Genomic DNA, 17,005 nt, shown 5'->3' with positions numbered 1-17,005 from the left:
GAAAACCAGTCGGCCTTTCAGATAAGAGTGGCAGGATGTTTCTTCCTCTATAATCCCGTCAAATTTCAGGGACATGGACGGCCGCATGACCATCTCGCACCGCAGTGCCATGCGTGGGGCACTGCTTTACCTCGTGGTATCGATCGCCTGGTTGCAGCTGGTTGGTTATTTATTGAGCAGTTTCTTCGATCATTCCGCCGACCGGCTTCGCTGGCAACTGATCAACGGTTATGCCTGGGTGCTGGTCAGCGCCGGGTTGATTTTCATGGCTCGGGTGCGGATCGCGCGTTGTTTCGCGAAGGGCGGGGGCGATGTCGACCGGGAGCGATTGCGCCAGGCCGCCGCCGTGTTCGATTGCACCCGCGAAGGCGTCCTGGTCACGGACCGTCAAGGCCTGATCGTGCATGTCAATCGGGCGTTCATGGCGATCACCGGTTATGCCCGCGACGAGGTGCTGGGCCGGCAACCCAACCTGTTCAAGTCGGGCCGGCATGGTCAGGCGTTTTACCGGGAGATGTTCGCTTCACTGTCCAGCCGCGGGGAATGGAGCGGCGAAATCTGGAACCGCCGTAAAAGCGGCGAGATCTATCCGCAATGGCAGACCATCCGTGCCGTTGTTGATGACAACGGCGAAGTCAGCCAATACGTCGCGGTGTTTTCCGATATCAGCGCGATCAAAGATTCAGAGCATGAGCTGGCGCACCTGGCCCATCACGATCCGCTGACCGGCCTGCCCAATCGCCTGCTGTTTTCCGATCGCACCGAGCAGGCCGTGGCGTCGGCGCAGCTTCACAAGCGCGGGTGCGCACTGCTGCTGTTGGACCTGGACCATTTCAAGAACATCAACGACAGCCTCGGCCACACCGTGGGTGATGAATTGCTCAAAGGCGTGGCCAAGCGTTTTCTCGATCTGTTCGCGCCGGGCATCACCCTGGCTCGGTTGGGCGGCGACGAATTCGCGGTGCTGGTGGAAAACTGCTCGCAGCCTGGGCAGGCGGCGGCATTGGCCCGGCGCATCCTCGATGCCTTGAAAGAGCCGTTGCAGCTCGGCGAGCAGTCGCTGTTTATCAACGCCAGCATCGGTATCAGCCTGTTTCCCGGCGATGCCCTCAGCGCCGGCCAATTGTTGCGTAACGCCGATTCGGCCCTGTTCAAGGCCAAGAGCAGCGGGCGGGATGGCTACGCCCTGTACACCGAAGAACTCACCGCTCACGCTCAGCAACGGGTCGAGGTCGCTTTCGAGCTGCGGCGTGCCCTGCAGCAACAGGAATTGCGCGTGCATTACCAACCCGTGCACGACCTGGCGACCAGCCGCCTGGTTGGTGTCGAGGCCCTCGTGCGTTGGGAGCATCCCATCCGTGGGCTGGTTTCGCCGGCCGAGTTCATTCCGATCGCCGAGCGTACGGGGCTGATCGCCCAGGTTGACGCCTGGGTCATGGAACAGGCCTGTCGGCAGATGTGCCAGTGGCAGCGGGCCGGCGTGGTCCTGTCGTTCGTCGCGGTCAATGTGTCCAGCCGCTTGTTCGCCCGTCGCGAATTGTACGAGCAAGTCGCCCGCGTACTTCATGAGACTGGCCTCGATCCGGCCTTCCTCGAATTGGAAGTCACCGAAAGCGCCGTCATGGAAGACCCGGAAGTCGCGCTTGAACAAATGCACCGCTTGCGCGAATTGGGCGTGCGCCTGGCCATCGATGACTTCGGCACGGGTTATTCATCGCTGCTGCGGCTCAAGCGCCTACCGGTGCAGAAACTCAAGATCGACCAGGGCTTTGTCGCCGGGCTGCCGTGGGACGAAGATGACGTGGCGATCGTGCGCGTGATCATCGCCCTGGCCCATAGCATGGGCATGCAGGTGCATGCCGAGGGCATCGAGCAGCGCGAGCAAGCGGCGTTTCTGCTGGGCCAGGCTTGTGAGTTGGGGCAGGGGTACTGGTTTGGGCGACCGGTGGCGGCGGCGCAGTTGGATTGGGATCGGGCGCCTATTGTCTGATCCCCCATGGAATTGCTGACAAAACTGACGCCGTCGCGAGCAACTCGCGATGGCGTCAGTTCTGCTGGTATTGATAGATTCATTTGAACTTGATCAGTGCAGCTACAACGCCCATCCATACCAAAGTAAAGGTCATCAACGTTATATCAATGATGAGAAGACGTTTCAGATAGTGTGGGAAATGTTTGATATCAACGGCGTCCACATCCCCGATGCGGATATACGCATTCGAAAATATCACCATCCCGGCAATTTTACTTAGCAGCACAAATCCTCCAAAGCAGCCTCGATTCCGCCAAGCGGGGGCCCAAAGGTATATGAAACGGCTGTTTTTCAAAGCGGCCATCATGGTGTCTAAATGATGGCGAATTAGATACAGACTGAACATCAAGCACGCAAGATTCAAGGGGATCATAGCCAACACAATCCAATCAGACAGCGAAGAGTTCCAGAACTCCCCCAGCGTCATGGCAAAGCTATCTCGTACATAACATCACCTATTTTTTCGCCTCCCATACTTCCAGCAGCTGTACCCGCCCAAGCACCAACGCCCACTACGGCCGCGACACAAATGACACCCCCAATACCAGTAGAGACACCAAGCACCAAGCAGAGCGGCCCGCTGGCTGATAGACCTATACTTCCACCCCAAGCACCGCCAAAAGTGGATAGGCCGAATTTTCCCCCTTCAGTGAACTTAACTTTCTCACAAGCCGCCTCAGAGCCTCCGTTACAAACTTCCTGTACCGCGAGCACTGAAGACACGCCACCAATCCCAATGCCGACATACCCACCCATCTGCATATATTTTGCGGCACGACTTATGCTCTCCACATGTGTCGCATACCCCGGTATCTGCCCCGGCGCGCCAGCCTTGTCCCAATGATGAACCAGACTACGGCTGGAAATGCCAAGGGCGGTTTTCAGCTTGGGGTGATCGCCCAGTGTCGTATGGCCGCGCAGGCGGGTGGAGTTCAGCAAGTGAGCATCCAATTGGGCGAGCAGGAGCCTGCGTTCGGTAAAGAATTGCGGTGATTTGAGATGGCCGTGCTGGCGATAGCTGTCCTGATGCAAGCGTTCCATGGCTTGCAAGGTATCGCGCAGGCTGGCCAAGTGTTTTTCCATCACCACGGCGCTGACACCGAGCCAAGTCGAGGTCTGACCGGTGAAGCTGGCGATCTCGGCTGCGTGGCGGTGCATGAAATCGGCTTGTTCGGCTGTCAGGTCTTCGAGCGCAGCATTCACCGTTTCCGCTGCCGCCATCACCTGAGCTTCTTCGCGGGTGCATTGCAGATTGTTCGGGTCGCTCAGCACGATCATCGAACCGGCTTTTACAACATCGCGGTGAGGGTTCAACGCTCGGAATTTGCGCATCACCTGCGGGTCGGGCGCGGGGAATAACGTGGCTTCCAAGGCTTCACGGCTCACGCTTTTAGGGACGACGTAGAAGCCCGGTTCCTGGGGTTCCATGCGGGTGAATGCCGCGAATGCCGGGTTGCTTGAAGGGGCAAAACCCGAGTGGCGCGACGCAGCGGGAACGGTGTTCGCGGGCTGCGAAACCGATTCAGCGGCTCGGCCGGCTTGCGGTGCAGCGCCGGCTTTTCTGTAAGTGGCCGAGAGTAACGATGGAATCAACTTGGCGTTACAAGGGCAACTGCTGACGCTGTCCAGCGAGCCGGCGTTACGCCGGCCGTTGCTGGTCATGCCTGATATCCCGCCCACAATCCGATAAGTCTCCCCGTCCTTGCCACAAGAAACCGGATCACCTTCACGGGCACGAGCGATACCATTCATTCTGTTGCGTGCGTCCCCATCCAGTACCTTCCCACCACAGGTGGTCTGGTCACCGAGCCCAATGTAATAACCCTTGCTCATTAGATTTCCCCTCCATCGAGGCGACCCATAAAACGATGGGGAGTTGATCGGGTGCAATCCCTGCGGCAGGGCATTTGGAGAGAATAGGAAAGCTCGTACAACGCAAGGTCACGCGTCCTACAAATCGACAGCCGCTCTGCTATCGCGAGCGAGCGAGCCTGCTCGCGACGATGGCGATGTTCAGTCTGCGTCAATACCTGCGCTAACCCTCGGCGCCAGTCGCCGCCATCCCCTGCGTTTCCAGATGATCCAACGCCCGCTCGACCAACAACTGCACCCCATCGGCCATGCGACTGATCGCCAGGGCGACGCAGCGGCGTGATTCGTCGATGTCGTCGGCCAGGTCGGCGGCGATGGTGCTGATGGAGAGCAGGTCTTCGGAAGCGTTGGCGAGCAGGGTTTCGGTGTCGATGTGCGGGGAGACGATGAAGAGTTGGTCTTTGTCGGGTTGCGGCGGTGAGCCGGGTTTGGGCTTGAGGTAGTAGTCGAGGGCGCGGTTGGTGGCGTCTTCGAGGCGTTGTTCTTCGAGTTTTTCGACGCGGGATTTATGGCCGTCTTTCGGCGGATTTGGCGTAGGTTTGAACATGGGTAGGTTTCCTATAGAGAACCGCCCTGGATCGCTTGCACGCAATGAAGGGTGGCAGCTGTGTGCGAGTGTGCAAGACCGAGCAACCCTACCCAAAAACTCGGCAGATCCGAAGATCTCCCGAACACAGCCGCCATAAAACACGGGCGCGAATGCGCCACGAATGGCTAGGAGCATCAAGGGTTGGTGTTTTACCCGGACTTGCACGTCCGTGTCACCGTTTTTTGCGATGACGATCAGAGGTTAGCGGCGCTCGGCAGTGCTGCCTAGTTCATCAACGGCACCACGGTTTGAAGGAAATCTCCGACGATATGGCAGGGCAAAAGACCCGCAATCAGAGCCGCCGTAGGACCCTCCATTCGGGTTGTGATTTTGGTTATATAAAAATTCTTAAATAGTCTTTTTAAGAATATCAGCACTTATCTAGTATTGCTCCCACGCCGCAAGCAGTGCCGCCCACTGCCAGGCATTCAACTCAAGGAGCAGCAGCATGAGCGCATCTCTACGTAGCGTTGACGGACAGGACGAAGCAACCATTTTGCGCGAGATCCAGAGCGCCTTGCGCGATCTACGCTTTGGCGCGGTGGAGATCACCGTGCACAACGCGCAGGTGGTGCAGATCGAGCGCAAGGAAAAATTCCGCCTGCAGCAACCGAGTCAGAAACCGAGTTAAAGGATCGCCGCCTGCGGCAGCTCCCAGCAGGGGGCTTTGTCGCGGGAGCTGTCGCAGGCGGCGATCCTTCCTGCAAGCCAGCCGATTCCAGAAGCCATAAAAACCAGAATTCCAGGAGCTTTCACCATGTCGTCGATTCGCCGTTATGCCTTGGCCGCCCTGGCCAGCGCTGTTTTTGCAGGTTCCGCGGTTGCCAAGGATTACGAGTTGCTCAACGTGTCCTACGACCCGACCCGCGAGCTCTATCAGGAATACAATGCCGAATTCGCCAGCTTCTGGAAGAAAGCGCATCCGGACGACACGGTGAAAATCCAGCAGTCCCATGGCGGTTCGGGCAAGCAGGGCCGCGCGGTGATCGATGGCCTGCGCGCCGATGTGGTGACCCTGGCCCTGGCCGGCGACATCGACGAAATCGCCAAGCTGGGCAAGTCCCTGCCGACGGACTGGCAAACACGCCTGCCGGACGCCAGCACACCCTACTCCTCGACCATCGTGTTTCTGGTGCGCAAGGGCAATCCCAAGGGCATCAAGGACTGGGGCGACCTGATCAAGGATGACGTGTCGGTCATCACGCCGAACCCGAAGACCTCCGGCGGCGCTCGCTGGAATTTCCTCGCGGCCTGGGCCTACGGCCTGAAAGCCAATGGTGGCGACGAAGCCAAGGCCAAGGAATACGTGCAAGCGCTGTTCAAGCACGTGCCGATCCTCGACACCGGTGCCCGTGGCTCGACCATCACGTTCGTCAATAACGGTCAGGGTGACGTGTTGCTGGCCTGGGAAAACGAAGCGTTCCTGGCGCTGAAAGAAGACGGCGGCGCCGACAAGTTCGACATCGTCGTGCCGTCGCTGTCGATCCTCGCCGAACCGCCGGTGGCGGTGGTGGACAGGAATGCCGAGAAAAAGGGTAATGCCGAGATCGCCCAAGCGTACCTCAAGCACCTGTACAGCCCGGCCGGGCAGGAAATCGCCGCGAAGAATTACTATCGCCCGCGTGACAAGGACGTGGCCGCCAAGTATTCCCGGCAGTTCCCGAAGGTGGAACTGGTGACCATCGACAAGGACTTCGGCGGATGGAAGACTGCCCAGCCGAAATTCTTCAACGATGGCGGTGTGTTCGACCAGATCTATCAGGCGCAGTAAGCTCAACAGACCCGGATTCATTGTGGCGAGGGAGCTTGCCACACAACCAAGGACCTTTATGTCGCGTCGCATATCCCCCGTCATACCCGGCTTCGGGCTGACGCTGGGCTACACCCTGGTGTACCTCAGTCTGATTGTGCTCATACCGCTGGCGGCGATGTTCGTGCACGCCGCCCAACTCACCTGGGAACAGTTCTGGGCGATCATTTCGGCGCCGCGGGTGTTGGCTGCCCTGAAGCTCAGTTTCGGCACCGCGCTGTACGCCGCGATCATCAACGGCGTGATCGGTACGTTGCTGGCCTGGGTGCTGGTGCGATACACCTTCCCCGGCCGCAAAATCATCGACGCGATGATCGACCTGCCGTTCGCCTTGCCCACCGCCGTGGCCGGTATCGCGCTGACGGCGTTGTACGCGCCGACCGGCCTGGTTGGCCAGTTTGCCACCGACCTGGGTTTCAAGATCGCCTACACTCCGCTGGGCATCACCCTGGCGCTGACCTTCGTGACGCTGCCGTTCGTGGTGCGCACGGTGCAGCCGGTGCTGGCCGACATTCCCCGTGAAGTCGAAGAAGCCGCCGCTTGCCTTGGCGCGAAACCGTGGCAGGTGTTCCGCCATATCCTGATGCCGGCATTGTTGCCAGCCTGGTTGACCGGCTTCGCCCTGGCCTTTGCCCGAGGCGTGGGCGAGTACGGTTCGGTGATTTTCATCGCCGGCAACATGCCGATGAAAACCGAGATCCTGCCGCTGCTGATCATGGTCAAGCTCGACCAATACGACTACACCGGCGCCACCTCCATCGGCGTGCTGATGCTGGTGGTTTCCTTCGTCCTGTTGCTGCTGATCAACCTGCTGCAGCGGCGCATCGAAACCCCATAAGGAGGCGCGAATCATGTCCCAATCGTCTATTTCCGCTGCCTCCACCAACGCCGCTCGCCGTGGCAGTGCGACGTCGCGGCGCGTGCTGATCGGCCTCGGCTGGCTGATTTTTGCGCTGTTTTTACTGCTGCCGTTGTTCATTGTGGTGTCCCAGGGCTTGAAGTCCGGCCTTGGGACTTTCTTCGCGGCAATCTTCGAGCCTGACGCATTGTCGGCGCTCAAGCTCACCGTGTTCGCGGTGTTGATTTCGGTGCCCCTGAACCTGGTGTTCGGCGTCAGTGCCGCGTGGTGCGTGAGCAAGTATTCATTCCGCGGCAAGAGCATGCTGGTGACGCTGATCGACCTGCCGTTCTCGGTGTCGCCGGTGATCGCGGGCCTGGTCTACGTGCTGATGTTCGGCGCCCAGGGCCTGTTCGGGCCGTGGCTGCAGGATCACGATATCCAGATCGTGTTCGCGCTGCCGGGCATCGTCCTGGCGACCATCTTCGTCACCGTGCCGTTCGTGGCCCGCGAACTGATCCCGCTGATGCAGGAACAAGGCACCCAGGAAGAAGAGGCCGCGCGCCTGCTGGGCGCCAATGGCTGGCAGATGTTCTGGCATGTCACCGTGCCGAACATCAAGTGGGGCCTGATCTATGGCGTGGTGCTGTGTACCGCCCGGGCCATGGGTGAGTTCGGCGCGGTGTCGGTGGTCTCCGGGCACATTCGCGGGGTGACCAACACCCTGCCGCTGCACGTCGAGATCCTCTACAACGAATACAACCACGTGGCCGCGTTCGCCGTGGCGAGCCTGTTGCTGATCCTGGCGCTCTTCATCCTGCTGCTCAAGCAGTGGAGCGAAAACCGAATCAACCGCCTGCGCGACAGCGCCGCGGAGGAATAAGTCATGTCGATCGAAGTCCGTAACGTCAGCAAGAATTTCAACGCCTTCAGGGCCCTGGACGACATCAGCCTGGACATCCAGAGCGGCGAGTTGGTGGCGCTGCTCGGGCCATCGGGTTGCGGCAAGACCACGTTGCTGCGAATCATTGCCGGCCTCGAGACGCCGGATCAGGGCAATATCGTCTTCCACGGCGAGGACGTCTCCGGCCACGACGTGCGTGATCGCAACGTCGGTTTCGTGTTCCAGCACTACGCCTTGTTCCGCCACATGACGGTGTTCGACAACGTCGCCTTCGGCCTGCGCATGAAACCCAAGGGCCAGCGCCCGAACGAAAGCCAGATCGCGGCCAAGGTCCACGAACTGCTGAACATGGTCCAACTGGACTGGCTCGCCGACCGCTACCCGGAGCAGTTGTCCGGTGGCCAGCGCCAGCGTATCGCCCTGGCCCGTGCCCTGGCGGTCGAGCCCAAGGTATTGCTGCTGGACGAACCGTTCGGCGCCCTCGACGCCAAGGTCCGCAAGGAACTGCGCCGCTGGCTGGCGCGGTTGCACGAGGACATCAACCTGACCTCGGTGTTCGTGACCCACGACCAGGAAGAGGCCATGGAAGTCGCCGACCGGATCGTGGTGATGAACAAGGGCGTGATCGAGCAGATCGGCTCACCAGGAGACGTCTACGAAAACCCGGCCAGCGACTTTGTTTACCACTTCCTCGGCGACTCGAACCGCCTGCATTTGGGGGAGGACCGGCATGTGCTGTTCCGTCCTCATGAAGTCTCGTTGTCGCGTTCGGAACTGGAAGACCACCACGCCGCCGAAGTGCGCGACATCCGCCCGCTCGGCGCCACCACCCGGGTGACGTTGAAGGTGGAGGGCCAGAGCGAACTGATCGAGGCCGAAGTGGTGAAGGACCACGACAGCCTGGTGGGGTTGGCGAAGGGCGAGACGTTGTTCTTCAAGCCGAAGGTCTGGCAGAAGGTGTCCAATCTTTAAAGGCTTCGTCGGAACGCCGCCCGGAGCTGGGCTCGCTTCCACAAGGGATTTGTGTACGGCGCAGATCCGCTGTGGGGGCGAGCCTGCTCGCGAAGGCGGCCTCAGGCAGCCGCTCGCTTCGGATTGATTCTTACCGGCCCCGCCTGCGCCTCGATTTGCTGCTTGAGATCATGGCGCATGCCCAGCATGAATCCCGCCTCGACCACCACGAACAACGGCCCGACGATCAAGCCGGTGAGGTCATCGACGAACGCCGGTTTGCGCCCTTCGTAATAGTGACCGACGAACTGGATCACCCAGCCCACCACGAACATGCCCAGGCCGCTGGCCAGCCATAGCGCTGTGTTTTGCGCGGCGAGCACCTGGCCCAGCCAGACGGCGAGACTCAGCAGCACGGTCATCAGCACACCCAGGCGCAATTCCAGGCGCAGATAGAACCAGGCACTCGCCACGGCCATCAGCAGCGCGGGAGAAACCAGGACCGCGCCAACCGGCCATCCCGGCCGTGACAGCAATACCGCGACGGCGACAAAAATCAGCGGGATGCCGATGAAGTGGCTGGCGATATTGCGCGGGTCGCGGTGGTAGGCCGCGTATTGACTGAGGTGATCGACGAGGCTTTTCATTGTTGTTCCTCCTGAGGTGATGCCTTCATGATGAACAGGTTTCACGAGGCGCTCTGTCAGCTAGCCGACACTTGTCCCGGAGTTTCCATGAATTCGCACCCCTGGCACACGCATCTGCTGACCGGCCATTGGTACAGCCACCTGCCTGCTGAGTTACAGAATAGTCTGCTGGGCATGTCGCGGGTGCGCCGCCTGGCGCCGGGGCAGTTGTTGTTCAAGCGCGGCGATTCGCCCTGCGGCTTGTACGCGGTGCTTGAAGGCGCGGTGCGCATCGGCGCGGTCAGCGAGCAGGGCAAGGAAGCGCTGCTGAGCGTGGTGGAGACGCCTCATTGGTTCGGTGAAATCTGCCTGTTCGATGGGCAGCCGCGAACCCATGATGCGGCGGGCGTCGGGCAATGTTCGTTGCTGCATGTGCCACAGGCTGCGCTATTGGCCTTCCTGGAAGAACAACCCGTGTATTGGCGCCATCTTGCCTTGCTGATGAGCCACAAGCTGCGCCTGACGTTCATCAATCTCGAACACTTGAGCCTGATGCCCGCCCCGGCCCGCTTGGCCCACCGCCTGCTGATGATCGCCGAGGGCTACGGCGAAATCGATTCGGCGCGCCGGATCTTGCAACTGCCTCAGGAACAACTGGCGCTGATGCTTTCCCTGTCGCGCCAGACCACCAACCAGATCCTCAAGGATTTGCAGGGGCAGGGCATTGTTCATCTGGGATATGGCGAGATCGAGATTCTAGACATCGAGGGGTTGCGGGCATTGACCGCGATTTGAATCCGACGCGGCATCCGTGGCGAGGGTTCTCTGGGCGAAGGTCATCGCGAGCAAGCTCCCACACACATGTTTATGCGCTACACTTCAAGATAAATATGAATTAAATACAGTGCATATCGCTAAATTTAATAGACATGCACTGTATATGATGCGGAAAGTGCGATGGAAAACCTCGGCGATTTGATAAGGCGACTTCGAAAAGAACACCGCCTCTCCCAGCAGGCATTGGCCGCGCAGTACGGCATGAGCCGTGCCACGATTTCCGGCATCGAAAACAACACGATTGCGGAAGTCGGTATCCGCAAGGTCGAAGCGATCCTCAACGGTTTTGGCTACGAGTTGACAGCTGTCGCTCGCCCTGCGAAACGTCCCACGCTCGACTCACTGAAAAAGGATGCTTTCCATGGCTGACGAGCAAGGCCTGGACAGGTTGCAAGTCACCATCAGTAAAACAGCGGTTGGCGTTCTTGGGCGGGGCCAGCAGCGCAGTGAATCTGTGTTTGCCTATTCCACGGGGGCGCAAGAGGAGCAGTCGGTTTCGCTGACCATGCCGGTGCGTCTTGAAGGCTACGCATGGGCACCCGGCGTACCACCCATTTTTGAGATGAACCTGCCGGAAGGTGCCTTGCGTGATGAGTTGGTTCGCCGCTTCAGCAAAGCGGTACGAGGCTTTGACGACTTCGCCATGCTTGCCATCGTGGGGCCTCATCAATTGGGTCGGGTGGGCATTGGTCGTCTGGAGATTCCGGCCGGGCCGCCTGAAACCAGTCTGGCTGACTTGCTTGTACACGACGGGGCCGAGGGGTTGTTCGACGATCTGCTGAACACCTATGGGCAGTATTCGGGCGTGTCCGGCGTACAACCCAAGGTACTCATACGCGATAGCGCATCGACAGTCGATCGCTTGACCCACCGGGGTGCCACACACCTGATCAAGGCTTTTCGCGCGGACGAGTTTCCCGAGCTGGCCGCCAACGAGTTTTTTTGTATGCGGGCCGCATTGCATGCAGGGCTTGAGGTGCCGGAGTTCGAGCTCAGTGAACGCGGTAAATTTCTGATCGTGAAGCGTTTTGATTTATCACGCGCTGGCGAATACCTGGGCTTTGAGGACTTCTGTGTGCTCAACGGCTCTCCTTCTAAAACCAAATACGACGGTTCGTATGAAGGCGCGGCCCGGCAGATCAAGGCGTACGTTTCACCTCATAAGCTCAATCAGGCGCTGGAGTCTCTGTTTAAAATCGTGGCGCTTTCGGCTGGTTTGAAAAATGGTGATGCGCACCTGAAGAATTTCGGGGTGCTCTATGACCACTGTGGCGCTGACGCATCTATCAGGCTCGCACCCGCCTACGACCTGGTCAGTACTGCGGTTTACATTCGTAATGACAACATGGCGCTCCTGCTGGGCGGCTCCAAAGCGTGGCCGAAATATAAGATGCTGATGGGGTTTGGTCGCTCAGCCTGCAACTTGACAGAGAAGCGCTGCAAAGAATTGTTGGAGCAGGTGGTTCATGGAATGGATGTCGCCTTGGTCGAAATGCGTCGCTACATGAATAGTCATCAGCCGTTCCGAGCGACAGGGGAAGCAATGGTCGACGCTTGGACATCGGGCCTTGCACGCAGCCTTAAACCCAGCGCCGACTGACCCTCGCCACAGGGCTTGGGTTCTCTGGGCGAAGGTCATCGCGAGCAAGCTCGCCCACAGGGGCTTGGTGTTGTCGCAGCTATTGCGGTCACACCGTTTCCAATGTGGGAGCGAGCTTGCTCGCGATAGGGCCCTGCCCGGCACTGAAAATCCTTAACGCAACCCATCCCGGAACTGCCCCGGCGTCATGCCCGTCCAGCGCTTGAATGCGCGGCTGAAGCTGCTGGTGTCGGCAAAGCCGAGCAGATAGCTGACCTCGCTCAGTGAGCACTGTGGATCGCGCAAATGCAGCAGCGCCAGATTCTCCCGGCATTCGTTCAGTAGCGCGTCGAAGCGGCAGCCCTCGTCTGCCAGGTGTCGCTGCAGGCTGCGCAGGCTCAGGTGCATGGTCTGGGCGATGCGTTCGGCGCTGGGTTCGCCTTCGGGCAACTGGGCTTCGATGGCGGCGCGGACCTTGCGTTCCCAGGTCAGCGGCTGGAGCTGGGCGAGGGTGCGCTTGAGCACGGTTTCGTTGTGTTCGGCCAGCTCCGGGTTCGCGTCGTCCAGGTGGCTGTCGAAATCCACCAGATTGAATTCCAGGCTGTCCTGGCCGGCATCGAAATGCACCGGTGCGCGAAACACCTTGTGCCATGGGCTGGGGTCCAGCGGTTCCGGGCGGCGCAGGTAGACCGCCAGCGGTGCGTAGTCGCGGCCCAGCCGGTTGCGGCAGGTACGCACATAGATCGCGGCAAACGCGTCGATGGCTTCGAAGGCGGGGGCGGGACGTCCCGTCGGCACATCGAGGCTGAAGCGATAGCGGTCTTCGCCGCGGCTCAGTTGCAAGGTCAGCGCATCGCTGACCACCGGGTGATACCGCACGATCCGCTCGAATACTTCGCGCAAACTGCCGCTGGCCACCAGGGCGTAGCCCAGCGCATGGAACGTGGTGGGGCTGACGAAGCGCGACACGCGCAGGCCGATCGCCGGGTCGCCGCTGGCCTGCACCGCCAACGTCCACAGGCGCGTGGTGGCCGAGAGCGGGTAACGGGCGTTCGGGTCGTCCATCAACACCGGGTCCAGGCCCGCCTCCACGCATAAGGCTTGGCTGTCCAGGCCCAGCGCATCGAGCTGCTTGCGCAGGGCGCGGGTCCAGCTGGCGAGGGAGGTGGGTTCGGTCATGACAATTGGCGCTTGCGGTCAACAGGTTGGCGTTTACGGCTACCACCCGATGGGACAACGCCCGGCAGGATGAGCACATCGTTAACAGAGGATGTAAGCCATGCACGGCACTTGCGCAAGCCCCGAGCGATTGAATGCACAACAGCGAGCCGCCCACATCCGCCAGGTTGTCCTGGCCCGGGGCGAAGAACTGCGCCGGCGCTACCCGATCCTGCGGCACCAGGACGCGTTGGGCGCGGGCATCCTGGCGTTCGCCCTGGCGGGGATGATCGGCTCGGCGCTGCTCTACATCAACGGCGAGCTGGCCGGTTGGGCCTGCCTCTTGCTCAACGCTTTTTTCGCTTCCCTGACCCACGAGCTGGAGCATGACCTGATCCACAGCATGTATTTCCGCAAGCAGCGCATGTCCCATAACCTGATGATGGGCCTGGTGTGGCTGGCGCGGCCGAGCACCATCAACCCGTGGATCCGCCGCCACCTGCACCTCAACCATCACAAGGTTTCCGGCAGCGAAGCGGACATGGAAGAACGCGCCATCACCAACGGCGAACCGTGGGGATTGGCGCGTTTGCTGATGGTGGGTGACAACGTGATGTCGGCGTTCATCCGCCTGCTGCGAGCCAAGACCTGGGCGCACAAGCGCAGCATTCTCAAGCGCACGTTGAAGGTGTACTTCCCGCTGGCGCTGTTGCACTGGGGCGCCTGGTACGTGTTCCTCGGTTTCCATGGCGCCAACGCCGTGGCCGGGTTGCTTGGCAGCCCCATCGACTGGTCGGCCAGTACCTTGGCGACGATGCAGGTGATCGACATCGCGGCGGTGGTGATCATCGGCCCGAATGTGCTGCGCACCTTTTGCCTGCACTTCATCAGTTCGAACATGCACTACTACGGCGACATCGAGCCGGGCAATGTCATCCAGCAGACCCAGGTGTTGAACCCTTGGTGGTTGTGGCCGCTGCAGGCGTTCTGCTTTAACTTCGGCAGTAGCCATGGCATCCACCACTTCGTCGTGAAGGAGCCGTTCTACATTCGGCAACTGACGGTGCCGGTGGCGCATCAGGTGATGCGGGAGATGGGCGTGCGGTTCAACGATTACGGCACGTTCGGGCGGGCGAATCGGTTTGCGGGCGAGGACGGTGTCGCGAGGGAAAAGGCGGAGACGGTTCAGGCCTGATCGCTCCCTCTATGAGCGAAGGTAAACCTGTGGCGATGGAGCAAGCTCCCTCGCCACAGGGAATGAATCAGGTCTGAGAACCAGTCAGAACTGATAACTCACCGTAGCCGCCACGTTGCGCTCTTCACCCATGTAGCAAAAGCTCAGGCTGGCGCACGAGGCGATGTAGGTTTCGTTGGTCAGGTTGTTGGCGTTCAAGCGTACATCTACGCCCTTCAAGCCGACCTTGCCCAGGTCATACCCCACCGACGCATCGAACAGCGTGTACGAAGGCACCTTCATGGTGTTCTCCGCGTCGACCCAGCTGGCGCCCACATAGCGCACGCCGCCGCCCAGTCGCAGGCCATCGAGCGTGCCGCTGTCGAACTTGTAGTCGGCCCACACCGAGGCCATGTGGCGTGGGGCCTGGGTCGGTGAGTTGCCTTTGTTTTCGATGATGTCGGTGGGCGTGCTCAGGGTGCTGATCATCGATTTCGAATATTCGATATCGGTAAAGGTGTAGCTGCCCAGCACCTTGAACTGTTCGGTCAACTGCACGTGCGCTTCCAGCTCCAGGCCTTGGGAGCGAACGGCGCCGACGGCGCGATAGAAGTTTTCCTGGGGCAGCTTGGTCGCGAGGTTTTCCTGGTCGATGCGGAACAGCGAGGCGGTGTACAAATCATCCGTGCCTGGCGGTTGGGACTTCAAGCCCAGTTCCCATTGCTTGCCGTCGGTGGGCGCCAGCGGGTTGCCGGCGCTGTCGGCGTAGGAGTTGGGGTTGAACGACTCCGAATAGCTGATGTACGGCGCCAGGCCGTTATCGAACAGGTACAGCGCCCCGACGCGACCGGTGAGCTTGGTGCGCTTGTCATTGATCTCGGTGCCTTCGGGGCGACCGAATTCGGCGATGCGGTTTTCATCCGAGGTCTCGACCCAATCCTGGCGCAGGCCCAGGGAGAAGCGCCACTTGTCCATTTCGATGAGGTCTTGCAGATAGACGCCGGTCTGCTCAAGGCGCCGCACGTAGCTGGTCGGGCTGAAGTAAGTGATGGCTGAGTTGCCATAGACCGGGTCGAAGGCGTTGATCGGGGCGAGGCTGCCGCTGGTCCAATCGACCACGGTCTTGCGCCGCTGGTAGTCCGCACCCATCAGCACCGTGTGCTTGGTGGCACCGGTGAAGAATTCGGCCTGCAGCATGTTGTCGACGATGAATGAATGCAGCTTTTCTTCGGCACCCGTGTAATAGCGATTCAGCTCGTTGCTGGTCGGCGTGGTCCAGTCATAGGCGTAGACCTGATTGTTGGTGACGTCTGAGTCCAGGTAGCGGAAGTTCTGCCGGGCGGTGAAGACGTCGTTGAAACGGTGTTCGAATTGATAACCGAACGATTGCTGGTCACGTTCGTAAACGTCGACGCCGGGCTCGCCTTCAAAGAAGTTCTCCGAGATCCGCCGGCCATTGCGCTTGTGCAACGCGCCATCGGCCGGCACGCCGCCGTGGTAGCCGCCGTCGGGTTCGTGCTGCAGGTAGGCTTGCAGGGTCAGCGAGGTGTCCTCGGTGAAGTCGATGCTGACGGTGGGCGCCAGGGTGAAGCGCTTTTCCTTGTTGTGATCGAACTGGGTGTCGGAGGTGTCCGCCAGGCCGATCAGGCGATAGGCGATGCGTTTTTCATCGTCCACCGGCCCGCTGAAGTCGAAGCCCACGCCGCGCTGCCCCTGGGTGCCGACGGTGGCCTGGACCTGATGGTATGCCTCGTAAAGCGGCTTCTTGCTGGTGAGCGCCACCAGGCCACCCGGAGAACTGCGGCCATACAGCACCGAGGACGGGCCTTTGAGGATATCGACCCGCTCGAGGAAATACGGATCGACTTGCATGGAGCTGTAGGTGCCGCTGTCGCCCATGGACTTGAGGCCGTCGAGGTAGATGTTGTCCACCGAGCCGTCGTTGAAGCCGCGCATGGCCACGTAGTCGTAGCGATGGGTCGCGCCGTAGGGGTTGGTCAGCACGCCAGGGGTGTAGCGCATCGCCTGGGACACGGTCTGCGCGCCTTGGTCGTCCATTTGTTCGCGCGTCACCACCGATACGCTTTGCGACGTCTCGCGCAGGGCGGTACTGGTTTTCGTCGCGACTTGGCTGTGGGTGGCGTTGTAGCCCGCCATGCTGCCCAGGGCGTTACCCAGGGCGAAGCCCTTGACGTCGGTGGTCGGCAGCGCCAGTGTGCCGTCCACGGCCTGGGTTTGTAATACGTACCCACTGCCCTCCTGGCCGACCGCAATCAAGCCCGAGCCGTTGAGCAATTGGTCCAAGGCCTGGTCTGCCGAATACTCACCTTTGAGGCCCGGCGACTGGCGGCCAGCGGTTTGCCCTGGGGTGCTTGCCAGGGTGATCCCGGCCTGGCGCGCGAACTGGTTCAGCACCTCGTCCAAGGGACCTGCGGCAATGTTGTAGCTCTGGCGGCTGGCGGTGACGCCGTCCTGCGCGGCGGTAGCCAGCATCGGCACGGCACTGGCGCCCAGCGCGGTGCTCAGCAGCGCGGCGCGGACGGCCTGGCGCAAGAGGCTGGTTTGCGAGGAACGGCCGAAGGAGGTCTTGAAGGATACGCGCTCAGTCATTATGGGTTTCCGTTGGAGTCGCTGA

At 60.6% G+C, this 17,005-nt stretch carries 16 protein-coding genes; 10 read left to right on the top strand and 6 right to left on the bottom strand.

The features are described from left to right. Positions 1-85 precede the first annotated feature (85 nt). On the top strand, positions 86-1,990 hold the full coding sequence (gene dibA, locus JZ00_RS26625) for a phosphodiesterase DibA (protein ID WP_039594209.1): 1,905 nt from the start codon (positions 86-88) through the stop codon (positions 1,988-1,990). A gap of 79 nt (positions 1,991-2,069) precedes the next feature. Here dibA and JZ00_RS26620 read toward each other — a convergent pair whose 3' ends face one another. The 3 genes from JZ00_RS26620 to JZ00_RS26610 form a co-directional block, all read right to left on the bottom strand. Beyond that, complete coding sequence (locus JZ00_RS26620) at positions 2,070-2,459, bottom strand: hypothetical protein (protein WP_039594208.1); 390 nt, start codon at positions 2,457-2,459, stop codon at positions 2,070-2,072. Beyond that, complete coding sequence (locus JZ00_RS26615; protein WP_039594207.1) at positions 2,456-3,865, bottom strand: PAAR domain-containing protein; 1,410 nt, start codon at positions 3,863-3,865, stop codon at positions 2,456-2,458. Before JZ00_RS26615 ends, JZ00_RS26620 begins: the two co-directional genes overlap by 4 nt. A 202-nt stretch (positions 3,866-4,067) precedes the next feature. Then, positions 4,068-4,451 (bottom strand): DUF6124 family protein, encoded by a 384-nt coding sequence (locus JZ00_RS26610; protein ID WP_039594206.1) that lies wholly within the window; start codon positions 4,449-4,451, stop codon positions 4,068-4,070. Positions 4,452-4,941: 490 nt separating this feature from the next. On the opposite strand from JZ00_RS26610, the gene oscA reads away from it, so the two are divergent. From oscA to JZ00_RS26585, 5 genes are all read left to right on the top strand, one after another. Beyond that, positions 4,942-5,124, top strand: a complete 183-nt coding sequence (gene oscA, locus JZ00_RS26605) for a sulfur starvation response protein OscA (protein WP_030138496.1) — start codon at positions 4,942-4,944, stop codon at positions 5,122-5,124. A 126-nt stretch (positions 5,125-5,250) separates the two neighbouring features. Then, positions 5,251-6,264, top strand: coding sequence for a sulfate ABC transporter substrate-binding protein (locus JZ00_RS26600; RefSeq protein WP_039594205.1), 1,014 nt, complete (start codon positions 5,251-5,253; stop codon positions 6,262-6,264). Between the two features lie 58 nt (positions 6,265-6,322). After that, positions 6,323-7,141 carry a sulfate ABC transporter permease subunit CysT gene (gene cysT, locus JZ00_RS26595; RefSeq protein WP_039594204.1) on the top strand — a complete coding sequence of 273 codons (819 nt, stop codon included), beginning with the start codon at positions 6,323-6,325 and terminating at the stop codon, positions 7,139-7,141. 13 nt (positions 7,142-7,154) lie between these two features. Beyond that, complete coding sequence (gene cysW / locus JZ00_RS26590; RefSeq protein WP_039594203.1) at positions 7,155-8,024, top strand: sulfate ABC transporter permease subunit CysW; 870 nt, start codon at positions 7,155-7,157, stop codon at positions 8,022-8,024. 3 nt (positions 8,025-8,027) lie between these two features. Continuing rightward, positions 8,028-9,017 (top strand): sulfate/molybdate ABC transporter ATP-binding protein, encoded by a 990-nt coding sequence (locus JZ00_RS26585; RefSeq protein ID WP_039594202.1) that lies wholly within the window; start codon positions 8,028-8,030, stop codon positions 9,015-9,017. Between the two features lie 101 nt (positions 9,018-9,118). Here JZ00_RS26585 and JZ00_RS26580 read toward each other — a convergent pair whose 3' ends face one another. Continuing rightward, a complete protein-coding gene (locus tag JZ00_RS26580; RefSeq protein WP_039594201.1) occupies positions 9,119-9,643 on the bottom strand; it encodes an Mpo1 family 2-hydroxy fatty acid dioxygenase in 525 nt (174 codons plus the stop codon). Positions 9,644-9,730: 87 nt separating this feature from the next. On the opposite strand from JZ00_RS26580, the gene JZ00_RS26575 reads away from it, so the two are divergent. The 3 genes from JZ00_RS26575 (at position 9,731) to JZ00_RS26565 (ending at position 12,059) form a co-directional block, all read left to right on the top strand. Continuing rightward, positions 9,731-10,417: a Crp/Fnr family transcriptional regulator gene (locus JZ00_RS26575; RefSeq protein WP_039594200.1), complete on the top strand. Its 687-nt coding sequence runs from the start codon at positions 9,731-9,733 to the stop codon at positions 10,415-10,417. Between the two features lie 162 nt (positions 10,418-10,579). Then, entirely contained in the window at positions 10,580-10,828 is a 249-nt protein-coding gene (locus JZ00_RS26570) for a helix-turn-helix domain-containing protein (protein ID WP_039594199.1), read from the top strand. Continuing rightward, on the top strand, positions 10,821-12,059 hold the full coding sequence (locus JZ00_RS26565; RefSeq protein ID WP_039594198.1) for a type II toxin-antitoxin system HipA family toxin: 1,239 nt from the start codon (positions 10,821-10,823) through the stop codon (positions 12,057-12,059). The genes JZ00_RS26570 and JZ00_RS26565 overlap by 8 nt, the downstream gene beginning before the upstream one ends. Before the next feature lie 153 nt (positions 12,060-12,212). Here the strand turns inward: JZ00_RS26565 and JZ00_RS26560 are convergent, their stop codons facing one another. Continuing rightward, the gene (locus JZ00_RS26560; protein ID WP_039594197.1) at positions 12,213-13,217 is read right to left on the bottom strand and encodes an AraC family transcriptional regulator; all 1,005 of its coding nucleotides are present in this window, start codon (positions 13,215-13,217) and stop codon (positions 12,213-12,215) included. A gap of 100 nt (positions 13,218-13,317) precedes the next feature. On the opposite strand from JZ00_RS26560, the gene JZ00_RS26555 reads away from it, so the two are divergent. After that, positions 13,318-14,391: a fatty acid desaturase gene (locus JZ00_RS26555; protein ID WP_039594196.1), complete on the top strand. Its 1,074-nt coding sequence runs from the start codon at positions 13,318-13,320 to the stop codon at positions 14,389-14,391. 84 nt (positions 14,392-14,475) lie between these two features. On the opposite strand, the gene JZ00_RS26550 is transcribed toward JZ00_RS26555, so the two are convergent. After that, entirely contained in the window at positions 14,476-16,980 is a 2,505-nt protein-coding gene (locus JZ00_RS26550; protein WP_039594195.1) for a TonB-dependent siderophore receptor, read from the bottom strand. Positions 16,981-17,005 lie beyond the last annotated feature (25 nt).

The sequence above is a fragment of the Pseudomonas frederiksbergensis genome (assembly GCF_000802155.2).
Taxonomy (GTDB): domain Bacteria; phylum Pseudomonadota; class Gammaproteobacteria; order Pseudomonadales; family Pseudomonadaceae; genus Aquipseudomonas; species Aquipseudomonas frederiksbergensis_A.
Note: the sequence above shows the minus strand (reverse complement) of the source record. Positions and strands in the feature narration are given on the sequence as shown.

Bases quoted from the DNA above. Each gene is read 5' to 3' on its own strand.
- dibA (WP_039594209.1), top strand. From the start codon at position 86: ATGACCATCTCGCACCGCAGTGCCATGCGTGGGGCACTGCTTTACCTC.
- JZ00_RS26620 (WP_039594208.1), bottom strand. From the start codon at position 2,459: ATGACGCTGGGGGAGTTCTGGAACTCTTCGCTGTCTGATTGGATTGTG.
- JZ00_RS26615 (WP_039594207.1), bottom strand. From the start codon at position 3,865: ATGAGCAAGGGTTATTACATTGGGCTCGGTGACCAGACCACCTGTGGT.
- JZ00_RS26610 (WP_039594206.1), bottom strand. From the start codon at position 4,451: ATGTTCAAACCTACGCCAAATCCGCCGAAAGACGGCCATAAATCCCGC.
- oscA (WP_030138496.1), top strand. From the start codon at position 4,942: ATGAGCGCATCTCTACGTAGCGTTGACGGACAGGACGAAGCAACCATT.
- JZ00_RS26600 (WP_039594205.1), top strand. From the start codon at position 5,251: ATGTCGTCGATTCGCCGTTATGCCTTGGCCGCCCTGGCCAGCGCTGTT.
- cysT (WP_039594204.1), top strand. From the start codon at position 6,323: ATGTCGCGTCGCATATCCCCCGTCATACCCGGCTTCGGGCTGACGCTG.
- cysW (WP_039594203.1), top strand. From the start codon at position 7,155: ATGTCCCAATCGTCTATTTCCGCTGCCTCCACCAACGCCGCTCGCCGT.
- JZ00_RS26585 (WP_039594202.1), top strand. From the start codon at position 8,028: ATGTCGATCGAAGTCCGTAACGTCAGCAAGAATTTCAACGCCTTCAGG.
- JZ00_RS26580 (WP_039594201.1), bottom strand. From the start codon at position 9,643: ATGAAAAGCCTCGTCGATCACCTCAGTCAATACGCGGCCTACCACCGC.
- JZ00_RS26575 (WP_039594200.1), top strand. From the start codon at position 9,731: ATGAATTCGCACCCCTGGCACACGCATCTGCTGACCGGCCATTGGTAC.
- JZ00_RS26570 (WP_039594199.1), top strand. From the start codon at position 10,580: ATGGAAAACCTCGGCGATTTGATAAGGCGACTTCGAAAAGAACACCGC.
- JZ00_RS26565 (WP_039594198.1), top strand. From the start codon at position 10,821: ATGGCTGACGAGCAAGGCCTGGACAGGTTGCAAGTCACCATCAGTAAA.
- JZ00_RS26560 (WP_039594197.1), bottom strand. From the start codon at position 13,217: ATGACCGAACCCACCTCCCTCGCCAGCTGGACCCGCGCCCTGCGCAAG.
- JZ00_RS26555 (WP_039594196.1), top strand. From the start codon at position 13,318: ATGCACGGCACTTGCGCAAGCCCCGAGCGATTGAATGCACAACAGCGA.
- JZ00_RS26550 (WP_039594195.1), bottom strand. From the start codon at position 16,980: ATGACTGAGCGCGTATCCTTCAAGACCTCCTTCGGCCGTTCCTCGCAA.